The organism is Pseudochelatococcus contaminans (assembly GCF_014195635.1).
GTDB classification, from domain to species: Bacteria; Pseudomonadota; Alphaproteobacteria; order Rhizobiales; family Beijerinckiaceae; genus Pseudochelatococcus; species Pseudochelatococcus contaminans.
The window spans coordinates 1-10,809 of record NZ_JACICC010000028.1 but is presented as its reverse complement, the minus strand read 5'-3'; the positions used below and the strand labels follow the sequence as shown (position 1 = coordinate 10,809).

At 56.1% G+C, this 10,809-nt stretch carries 7 protein-coding genes; 5 read left to right on the top strand and 2 right to left on the bottom strand.

Annotated features, from left to right (window positions below; translation table 11 throughout):
• Nucleotides 1-118: 118 nt before the first annotated feature.
• The 5 genes from FHS81_RS18185 to FHS81_RS18165 all read left to right on the top strand — a co-directional run bounded on the left by FHS81_RS18185 (nucleotide 119) and on the right by FHS81_RS18165 (nucleotide 8,969).
• On the top strand, nucleotides 119-1,465 hold the full coding sequence (locus FHS81_RS18185; RefSeq protein ID WP_183755010.1) for a hypothetical protein: 1,347 nt from the start codon (nucleotides 119-121) through the stop codon (nucleotides 1,463-1,465).
• A gap of 215 nt (nucleotides 1,466-1,680) precedes the next feature.
• A complete protein-coding gene (locus FHS81_RS18180) occupies nucleotides 1,681-7,029 on the top strand; it encodes an AAA family ATPase (protein ID WP_183755008.1) in 5,349 nt (1,782 codons plus the stop codon).
• Between the two features lie 49 nt (nucleotides 7,030-7,078).
• The gene (locus FHS81_RS18175) at nucleotides 7,079-8,128 is read left to right on the top strand and encodes a DUF4238 domain-containing protein (protein WP_183755006.1); all 1,050 of its coding nucleotides are present in this window, start codon (nucleotides 7,079-7,081) and stop codon (nucleotides 8,126-8,128) included.
• 206 nt (nucleotides 8,129-8,334) lie between these two features.
• The gene (locus FHS81_RS18170; protein WP_183755004.1) at nucleotides 8,335-8,583 is read left to right on the top strand and encodes a type II toxin-antitoxin system VapB family antitoxin; all 249 of its coding nucleotides are present in this window, start codon (nucleotides 8,335-8,337) and stop codon (nucleotides 8,581-8,583) included.
• The gene (locus FHS81_RS18165) at nucleotides 8,580-8,969 is read left to right on the top strand and encodes a type II toxin-antitoxin system VapC family toxin (RefSeq protein ID WP_183755002.1); all 390 of its coding nucleotides are present in this window, start codon (nucleotides 8,580-8,582) and stop codon (nucleotides 8,967-8,969) included. Before FHS81_RS18170 ends, FHS81_RS18165 begins: the two co-directional genes overlap by 4 nt.
• A 144-nt stretch (nucleotides 8,970-9,113) precedes the next feature.
• Here FHS81_RS18165 and FHS81_RS18160 read toward each other — a convergent pair whose 3' ends face one another.
• A complete protein-coding gene (locus FHS81_RS18160; protein ID WP_183755000.1) occupies nucleotides 9,114-9,368 on the bottom strand; it encodes a helix-turn-helix domain-containing protein in 255 nt (84 codons plus the stop codon).
• A gap of 503 nt (nucleotides 9,369-9,871) precedes the next feature.
• The gene (locus FHS81_RS18155) at nucleotides 9,872-10,258 is read right to left on the bottom strand and encodes a recombinase family protein (RefSeq protein ID WP_343052566.1); all 387 of its coding nucleotides are present in this window, start codon (nucleotides 10,256-10,258) and stop codon (nucleotides 9,872-9,874) included.
• Nucleotides 10,259-10,809: the final 551 nt, after the last annotated feature.

The following is a 10,809-nucleotide window of genomic DNA, read 5'->3' as shown; positions in this document are numbered from 1 at the left end:
ACACGATACGACCGATGCGCCCACACCTTCTTTTCGGCCATATGCATCGCAGCAGCCGTAACATTCTATCTCAATCAATGAGTCCTGAGCCTAGATGTAATACGCTGAGAATGAACCGATGTTGGAACTTCCCAGAATTCGACCATTGTCCGAAGATCAGGATATTGATTTTGTCATCGCACACGCCGGTGGCCGACGAGCACACGAAGATTGGGATCGGAAAAGCAGCAGAAACTCGGACTATGTTCTTGGACAGTCAATAATCGAACTCAAGTTGCTGGACGACGAACGGCTCGAAAAGCCCGAGGCTCAGGCGAAGATCGGTTCTCTGTTTGGAGCGCTCCAACCGGACCGCCCGGTGGTGGTAATCGATCCGACAGCGATCGAGCAGAAAGACCGGTACGCGTACGCGACGATCATGCAAGGGCCTATCAAGGGCGTGGTAAGGTCAGCACGAGCGCAACTGAAGCAGAGCCGAAGAGAGATTAGCGAAGGCGCCACGACGATCCTTTTCTTCCTCAATAACGGCTTCACCGCACTCACACACGAGGAGCTTTTGGATCACGTCGTGAGGCGGGCACGGAACGACACTGACGAGATCGACGCGGTCGTGGTCGCCGGTTGCTATCTTCATGGAGACGGGTTCGACACCTTCGCGCTATGGCCGATAAACTACGTGCCAATCCACGAGGAGCGCCCATTTTTAGAATTCGAAGCTTTGAAATCTGCTTGGGGCAAACTTGCCGACCGGCATATGACCGAATTCGTAAGAGGCAAGCACGGTCCGACTGCGGCTAGGGAGGCTCAGACCGATATCGTTTTCGAATGGGAAGGGCGCACCTTCGTAAAGCCTGCGACACCGATTGGTGCCGAGAGCAAGTTCTTCGGTGCGCGGCGACCGCGACTCAACCACCTTCCTTTCGAACGCGTGAAGCATGTGGCTTTCACCGTTCCGCGGCTTTCGCCGGTAGAGTACCGCCGAGTGAAAGCTGCGCTGAAGGACGAACCGCTGTTGGAAAGCTTGGACATGTGGAACGATTATGTCGAGGAGGCGCTCTCACACGGTACGCCTCTCATGCCGGTAGTACCTATAGATGTTTCACGGGGCGGCTGGGAAGCATGGAAGCGTCGCAATCCAGGTTCCTCAGGACTGGATTCGTTGCGGGCAGCGGCAAATATTCGCTACGGCGTCGAGGCGAGCAAGTTGGTGCATGCGGCGAAGGAGTTCCGTCAAGGAATCGCCGTTCCTCGAATATACATCGCGGTGGTCACCGAGCTGATCGGACAGGATGAGAACAATGACGTCTCGCACATCGGCGTTTGTACCCGCAGAAATATCGAGTGGATCGCCTTAAACGTCAGAGTACCGCATTTCGGAGCTTTGGCTTTGGCAGCCGCTCATGCAATTCGTCTTGGCCTGACTGACATATTCTGGAGACATGATCTAAAGTATGCATGGATTTAAGGCTGAATATACTTGCCCTGCGCTCAGCTTATCCAGTTAACTGGACATTTTCGAGGCTAGGTGGCACCCGTAGCTTCTCGCCAATAGCGATATTCCAAGAGGGTCACGGTAGTTTGCGAGTTCATTCATTGTCGACTTCGGGCTATCTTGCAACCATGTGAGCGAGTCGATTTGGAACCCACGATGCGCTCGATCATTCTATTCCGGGGCGGTGATTGACAATTTCCGGGAAAAAGCGAGCCACCTCGACCGAGCTAACTGGTGGGGCGGGATTTACCTACGAAGACACGGTCGTTGCCTATTACCTTGTCGCGCTACTTCGGGAGGAGAGCGCCGCTCTGCAGAGCGGCGTGGTCCGTAGCGTGGCGGTTCAGCAGGCCGGTCACGATTACCCGATGGATGACCTGATCGTCGAGACTGAGGCGGCCGGCGAGCGCGCCACGCTGGGGTTACAGGTCAAGACGGGCTTTGCCATCACCAGCAAGGATGCGCTCTTCAAAGACGTCCTTGCCCGTGCATTGGAAACGAGAGCCTCTCCAACATTCCAACCTGAGCGCGACACGTATGGATTTGCGGCCGAGCATCTGGCGGTGGATGGACTGCGGACCTTGGAGCGCCTAATCAACTGGGCGAAATCCAGTCCAGACGCGAAGCATTTTGAAGATCGCTTCGCTGAACATGCTTCGGCCGCGAATGACGAACGCGCCATGCGGGTCGACCTGAAGACCATCATCATGCCGGCCAGCCCGGAAGAAGAGTGGCAGTTCTATCGCCATTTGGTCGCCACCCGTTTTGATGGTTTGGGGTCACAAGGTGTTACTAGGACCGACCTAACGAACCGGCTACAGGAGCTAGTCGCGAGTAGTGAGAATGGGCAAGGGACGCTGCTTTTTGACCGGCTGTGCGCGCTCGTTCGTCAAGGCGCGGGTACAGCGCGAAAGTGGACGCGAGAGTCTCTGCTCGCCCAGCTTCGCGGTGTTGTGCGCTTGAAAGTTGCACCGAACTTCGCCGAAGATATCAAGCTCCTTGAGGTTTTCTCAGCATCCGGACTTGCGGCAATTTCGGACGATATCGATGGCGTTCGTATCGAGCGGCCCGAAATCGAGCGGCTCACTCGTGAGCGTCTCGCAGCGGCAAAGGTGCTGAACATCAGCGGTCTCCCCGGCTGCGGCAAGTCGGCGATGTTGAAGCGTATTGTTGCTTCCGACGCGGCAAATGGGCCGACACTTTTCCTCAAATCGGATTTGCTTGAGGGCAAGACGTGGCTGTCCTTTGCTGGCACATTAGGCCTGAAACACCGGTCCGTGTCCAGCTTGCTTGCCGAAATTGGAGCAACGGGAACACCAATCTTGTTCATCGATGGTATTGATCGGATACGACCCGATCAACGCGGTATTGTCAGCGACATCTTGAAAGCGATCGAGGGGAACGAGGCGCTTTCGAATTGGAAGGTTGTAGCGACATCCCGGGATCAGGGTCTGGAAGCGTATCGCACTTGGTTCCCGGCCAGTTTCTACCGTGGGAGGCAAATCAGTGACGTCTCGGTCTCGGCATTCACGGACGAAGAAGCGTCGATACTTGCAGAAAGAGTGCCGGCATTGTCACGGCTCTTGTTTGGCGCGCCGGCTGTGGCAGAGATTGCTCGACGACCTTTCTTCGCGTCCGTGCTGGCTGAGACATTCGCTGACGACACTGTCACGCCTCAGACTGAGGTAGACCTCATTACCGCATGGTGGATCCGTGCCGGGCATGATGCGCTTGAGGAAACGGTTCCGCAGCGACAACGCGCTCTCATCGATCTTGCTGAGAGCGGCGTCGAGAACCTCGGAAAAAATGTATCTATACGAAAGCTTAAGGACGCGACGAACGGTCAAATTGCAGCTTTGAAAGCCGACCGCATTGTTCGGACGGAAGACCACGGCGCATCGTACTCCTTCAGCCATGATATCTTCTTTGAATGGGCCTTCTTCCGTCTCTTGGTCGAGCTCGGAGCCGACTGGCCAAGAGGGCTGGACGCCGCCGGTGAACCGCCTTTGCTTGGCCGCGTTGTGGGATTGCTGGCTCAGAGCGCACTCGGGACTAAAGGTAAGTGGCTAGCGGACTATAGCATTCTTGAAGACAAGCGGCTTCGTTCTCAGTGGCAGCGCGAGTGGCTGACAGCCCCGCCGTTTTCTACCACATTCGATGCGACCGGTGACGAATTCGGGGAACTCGTCAGTGCCAACGATTATGCGCTCCTCGAAAAGCTGATCGTCTGGTTTCAGGCGGAACACACGGTGCCAAACCCGTTTGTACTGCAAAACCCCGCTCTGGCAGCGGGAAGTGATGCGATTGGCATGGCTGAATATCTGAGTTGGCCTTCAGATTTTGGTGGCTGGCGACGTCTTCTGGGCTGGCTCTTGCCTCAAGCATCGAAATTGCCGGTTCGCCTTTTGCCGAGCCTGCTGGAACTTTTCGGGGTCTGGCAAAACGCGCTCGCGGACCAGCCTAACCCGATCTCTGAAGCCATTGTCGATGCTTGCAGCGCTTGGCTTGTCGAACTCGAAGAAGAACTCTACCCCGAGCATTTTTCGTTCGAACATGGGCGCTGGGACGCCCTCGGTGGTGAAGCTCGGAAAAGACTGGCCAGCGCTCTTCGAATGTTGATTATGCGTGCGGCACGGGCATATCCGTCACCAGCCATTGCGCTGTTTCACAGGGCGGCTGAAAACGATCGTATGAGGCGCGAAGCTTACAGCGAATTGATGAACTTCTCGCCAACTATGGTGGACGTCTCGCCAGAAGCGATCGTAGCGATCGCCAAAGCGCAAATCATGGAAGAGCTTCCACAGGACCGCGCCGACCGCAAGAAGCGTGAGGAGGAAGAGTGTCTCGACAAACTACGGCGCGTTCGTGAAATTCCGGAGAAAGACCGCACCGAAACTCAGCGTAAATTCCTAGGCAGTTCCCATTTCCGTCACATTGACACGGATCGATACGACCTTGATGACATCGGCATCGCTCGCCACGACTATTACTACTTTCCAGCCTCGGCGCTGCATGAACCGTACGCTACTCTGCTTGCAAAGCGGCCCGATGTAGGCCGTGCACTCATCCGTGATTTGGCAAACCATGCTACCGTTGGGTGGAAGCAGATACATGCCATTAATGTGCGCCAGATGGGCACGCCGCTACCGATTGAAGTTAATTTCCCGTGGGGTAAACAAACTTTTTGGGGCGATTGGCATGTCTACAATTGGTTCATGGGGCAACTCGCGCCTAATCCTTTGGAATGCGCCTTTCTTGCGTTGAGCCAATGGGCTTTCAAAGAAATTGAGGGCGGCCGGTCGACCTCTGATGCCCTCCGAGACGTTCTGGAGGGACACGAGTGTTTGGCCACTCTCGGCCTCGCGCTGGTTTTGTCTTTGGAGACATTCGAAGTATCGGAATCTACCCTGCCGATCGCCTCTTGTCAGCGCATATGGGAATACGACATGGCGCGTATGGTGCAGTTTCCCAACCGCGACCTCGACATTTTTGGATTCGGGTCCATGAACCGGCTAACCGGGGCGAAGTCGGAAGCAAAGAAATTTCTGGACAGCCGTGAAAGCAACAGGCGAGATGTGCGGGAGCTCGCGATGCGTTTCGCGATCTCAAAGCCCAAAGAATTGCGCAACCAGTTTCGTGAGGCGCTTGCCGCGTTCCCGAAAGACCTGCCGTATGACCTTGCAGAACAGCGTTCTAATGCCGCCCTCACGGCCGAGCTAACGGAAAAGGCCGAACGCTGGGCCCCACTTGGCGACATCAAGAATTACCGCAAGTATGAGCAGGACGAGGGGTCCGCGTTAATCGGTTATGGACCGCCAGATCCGCTATCGCCTGAGCAAGAGAAGCGGATGGTCGAGACTACTGCATTCCTGCAGGAGCAGACGGTCATCGGCTGGGCTATGCAGTCAGTCGCGACAAATGCTCTTCAACCGCAGATCGACTTGGAGGCTGCGGTAGTCTTTGCAAAGGAGCGGGATGGTCGCGACGTGTTAACCCGGCGCAGGGGTGCCGAGAACCATAGCTCACAAACGGTACTTTCTGCGGTGGCGATAGTCGTCATCCGCTTCGCTCATTCCGAAAGCCCGCATCATACGTGGGCGTGGAATGTCATGGATCGCGTCGCAAAGATGGCCGAGCCAGCCAATATATTTGGTGGCGAACGTATTCCGTGGCACCCGGCGAAGCATCTGGTTGTCGCGCTATTTCACGATCGAAAATCGCTGGCGCCACGCACCAATGACGTGAAACATCTTATTGCGATGGCTATGCACCCGAACGACGAGGTGTCCGAACTTGCTTTCGATGCCCTGTTGGCGGACCTCGATGAACAGGTTTGTTGGGTGGCCGCCCAGATGGCCACGGACTTGTGCATCCACCATGCATTCGAGATGAGCGACGAAGGCCGGCGCGATCACAGTGCCAATCAGAAAGCTCGGCGAAACAGCGAGGTCCGCGCGCTTCGCCGTCTTAACGCTACTACACTAGAACCGCTGACGACTATTCCCTCGGCTTGGGTTCAATCGCCGCGACGGCGACGATTTAGCGGCAACGGTGAGGCGCTTGAATGGGGCGATCCCAACCCCTCTTTCGATACACAGTTCGCCGCCAAACTGTTCGTGAAATTCCCGATTGAGAAATGGCTCGCGAGCACGACCTACAAGCCATTTGTCGAATGTTGGCTCGCCCAACTGGTAAACTGGACGGCCGAACGAATGATGCCTACTTGGCAGAGCTCGGCGGATCGTCGGCGAGGTTCGTCCTCCGACAGCGTTGAGCTGACGGAATGGAACAGCGCTCTTGGACAATTGATCGCGCGGGCGGCACCACTCGTAACGCTTACTTTCGCCCAGCATCAACTTCTCGCTCCGTTCCTGACAAGCGACGAACAGGGGCTACGCGTTCTCGGACCCTTCGCCACGGAGCTTGTGACACGGCATGTCCTCGACGCGCCGATAGTGCCGCCTAACACGTTCGAGCTATTGGACGATTGCGCAACCCGCGTAGTCCAAGACCCGGTCTTTACGCCAGGTAGCTACATAGCCGGTGAAGTTGGTGGGTGGGATATGCCTAAGCTTATCAATGCCTTGTTATTTGTTCCGATTGACCAGGTCGCTTCAGGCTCAGCCCGATTTGCAAATGGTGACTGGTCGCAGGTAGGTATAGTGATGCCCATCGTCACGAAGATAATCGCGAGCGCGGGATGGTCGACGTTTGTCGCACAGACCTTCATGACGCTTTGTGAGCGAGCGGACATGGCCTATCCGGTCGGCGATTTCGCAGTGCAGGCGAACCAAATATTGGACGCTCTGCCCAACGCGAAGGGAGCATGGTCGGGGACCACTCTGCCGGCAAGGATCGCCGCTGCGGTTCAACGGCTGGCAGATGCGAATTTTCCTTTACGGCGTGATGATGCCCAGAGTCTCCTTCGCGTCCTCGATGCACTGATCGACCTCGGTGATCGGCGCAGCGCTGCCCTCGAGCAAACGAGCGCTTTCAAGAATGTTCAACGCACTACTCTGGACAGAGGTGCAGGGTAACACACGAGAAGCCTTTCGTAGTAACTGAAACCACAAATATTCACTCACCATGCCCGCCAACAAGTCTCAACACTTCGTACCCCGATGTTATCTCCGCGCCTTCAGCGCGAACAGTGAAGGTGTGGCCATCAATGTATTCAATATGGCCCGCGAGCTTCTGATTGAGGCGGCATCAACGAAAGGGCAGTGCGCCAGATCTTATTTCTACGGGCGCGACGGTGAGCTGGAACGAGCGCTGCAGAAGCCTGAAGGGGAGTACGGCGAGATCATGCGGCGGATTGTGGACGACCCTCATGCGGCAACAAGAATAGACATCGCGACCCTCCATAACTTCATGCTGTTGCAGTCCTATAGGAGTGCGGCATGGATCGAGGGTGAAATCCGGCAAGCTGAGGCGGAACGCGCGATGTTGGCCGACGAGGCCACACCGGAGCTACTGGAGCGCTTGGTTATGACTCATGAGATAGCCATCAAGCTGGCACTAAGCGCCTTCAGGAATAGCATCTCAGGTACCGCTCATCTCCAGACGCGAATTATTCTCAATCGAACGGCAACGCCGTTCTTCACGTCTGATGATCCGGTGATTTACACCAACCGCTTCCATTTGCAAAAGGACGTGCTTGGCGGAGCAGGCATTGGTAGTCCAGGCGCCATGCTAGTAATGCCGTTGGCACCCCACCTTATGTTGTTGTCTTTCGATTCTGCCATCTACCGCCTCGATAAACGGTTTAAGGCACTTGGTGTCATCGACCGTGCTTCAGACGTGGCCGCCTTTAACGACCTGCAGGCTGTCCGCGGGCACGCCAATCTTTATTTCCGGGACTGGAGTGATCGTGCGTTGGTCGCATCGATATATGAAAAGGCCAAACCGCGCCGCAGAGACATATGGTTTGACGTGGAGACACTGCAGGAGACTGAGGCCGGCAGCAATACCTTCGTTGCCGTAACAGGTCGCTGGGTCCATTACCCTGAACGGAGGGAAATGCTTCATACGCAGCGCAACGTTCCCGCGCCAACCGCTTGGCCTTCGCTACTCACCTATACGGAACACGCACGTCGCGCCCGGCGCGGTGTGGATCAGACCCGTCTTTGGGAGTAACGGACCCTTGGGGACCGGAGTCTGGCATGAAGGTCTGCTGCTATTTACTTCTCACCTTAACCAGCCAGTCCGCTCTGCTGCCCCTTTCGGACCATTGATCTGTCCCGAAGTTGCAGTTCTGGATCTGGATCTCATTTGGTCGTTGTGCCACGACAGGGTAGAATGATAGAAGGAACGCCAACTTGGTAGAAACGGAGCGTCTCCACATGAGCCTCAATGTGAAAGATCCCGAAGCGCATCGCCTCGCCCAGGCCATCGCCCATGCTACCGGGCAGAGTATGAGCCGTGTCGTGACCGATGCGCTGCGAGAGCGGTATGCGCAAATCGAAAAACAAAGAGGCCGGGCCTCCGTTGAAGAACTTCTGGCGATCGCCGATCGGGCTGCAATTCACCTGAAGCGGCCTTACGCCGATCACGCCGAGCTTCTCTATGATGAGGACGGCCTGCCGAAATGATTATCGATACGTCGGCCATGGTGGCGATCCTCTACCGCGAACCGGAGGCTGTCGACTTCACGCGACTGATTCACGATTCCGCAACCAGCCGGATCAGTGTGGCGAACTATCTGGAACTGTCCATGGTGATCGAGAAACAGCTCGGGCCGGAAGGCATGAGGCAGGCTGACGCCTTCTTCCGCCGTGCCGCGATCGATATCGAACCTGTGACAGTTGACCAGGGTCATCTGGCGCGACAGGCATTCCTCGATTTCGGGAAGGGAAGGCACAAAGCCGGGCTGAATTTCGGCGACTGCTTTGCCTACGCGCTCGCCAAGGATTTCGGTGAACCACTGCTGTTCAAGGGCAACGACTTCACCGAGACGGATATCCGTTCGGCCACGTGACTTCGTAGCTGACAACGGCCGGATCAACCCGACAATGTTTCAGGCAGTCTCCAATCCATTTGTGTAGGCGGTTAAGGGCAGGGGACTGTTCCGTGGTTCAGAGCTATCACTGCCGAACCACGGGTTGTTATTTTATGTCAGGTGTTATCGCTTTTCTGTCATGGGTTTGGCCGGATAGACTGTGTCCGTACCGAAATCGGACGTAGAAGCGCGTCGCCCCTTGTCGACCCAGGTTCTCAGATCCACGACATCATAGACCACCCTGCCGCCGAGCTTTCTATAGACTGGACCTGTGCCGTAGGTCCGGTGCTTTTCGAGCGTCCTGCTGGACAGCGCCAGCAACTCTGCTGCCTCGCGTGTCTTGAGCAATTGAACGAGCGTTGCGCCGGATTGTGACATGTCTTTCTCCTTGATGTCGCGCGGGAATTCGCGCGGGCAAGGAGGGGGCAGATCGCTGGTAGGGACGCAACGGGATTGCGGCATGCGGCGCGAATTTCCCACAGATGAGGTTGCCGCGATTCCACGGGCAGCTTGACGGCGCCTGTGCGCCCTGGATACGAGAGCGAGCCGGTCGAGCAGCTCACGACCCCTTCCGGAATCATTGTGCGGAAATCGCCGCGTGGTGCAGCGTAGAAGCGGCGACACTATTCGTACAAGCCGTTCGTGATCGTAGTATCGCAGAGAATGTTCGGATGCTGCCGGATACTGTGGCGGATGATCTGGACTAAAGGCTCATAACCTGAAGGCCGCAGGTTCAAATCCTGCCCCCCGCAACCATCTTACCTTGCAACCCCGCTACATCCGCCGCGGGGTTTTTGCGTTGGACAGAAAGTGTAAGGATTCCAGCAAGATCGCCCCGGACGTCGATCTCCACCTTGCCGTCAACCAGTTTCCTGACGACATCATAGCCATAGGCATTGCCGCCACCTGATTTGCTGGCCTCGACGCGACCGCACTGGCCGCCCGGCTCTTGTCGGCCAGTCCTTCAGGAACAGCGCGTTCATCGTCCCCTTGAGGCCGACATGTAGATGCATGACCTTGCCCTCGGACTGGGAGACAATCTTCAAGATGCTGACAATGTCCTCGTGATCGCGACTGAGACGGTCCATCGCCTCGGACAGGATCATGTCGAAGCGGCCGCGCGTGGCGTCGGAGATTAGCGCCTGAATGCCGGGACGCAGCAACGAGGCACCCGAGATCGCATGGTCGGTATATTGTTCGATGACGTGCCATCCCTGTTTCTCGGCATGCAGCCGGCACAGGCGGAATCTGATCCTTGATCGAGGCATCGCGCTGGTTATAGGAGGAATAACGGGCGTCGATCGCGACCTTCATTGGGCATGGCACCTTACCGGGAGCCTCGCCCCCGCCTGTGCCGAAGTTCTGACGGGCCATCTGTCGGCCGAGCAGGACGAGGCGAGGGTCTGGGTCACCGCGTGGCGTGAAGGTGAGTTCCGGCGTATCGACGTGTAGCGCTTCGAGCAATTCTTCTCGCTTGCTGCGTGGTATCGTGGTCGATGGAGGTGGCTTTTGCGTCATGGAACGAAGAATTGATGCCGCAAATATTATAAATAACTGTAATAAAAATCCGAAAATCGGAGCTAAAATGAAGTATTTATCGCATAAAAACAGGTGAAATCGAGGCATGGATTTCTCATGGATAGTAAAATGACTGGATAAAAATCTGTAAAACTGGATCGAAGTGCGTGGTAACTCCTCGGCGACCGCGCCTCGATATCATCATTCTAGGTTCAGGACCTATTAATTTGGCTTTAGATGTGATTCACAGTCTCCATTGAGGAGGCTGCGATGGGTGATTTGTTTTTGTTGAGTGAGTGCC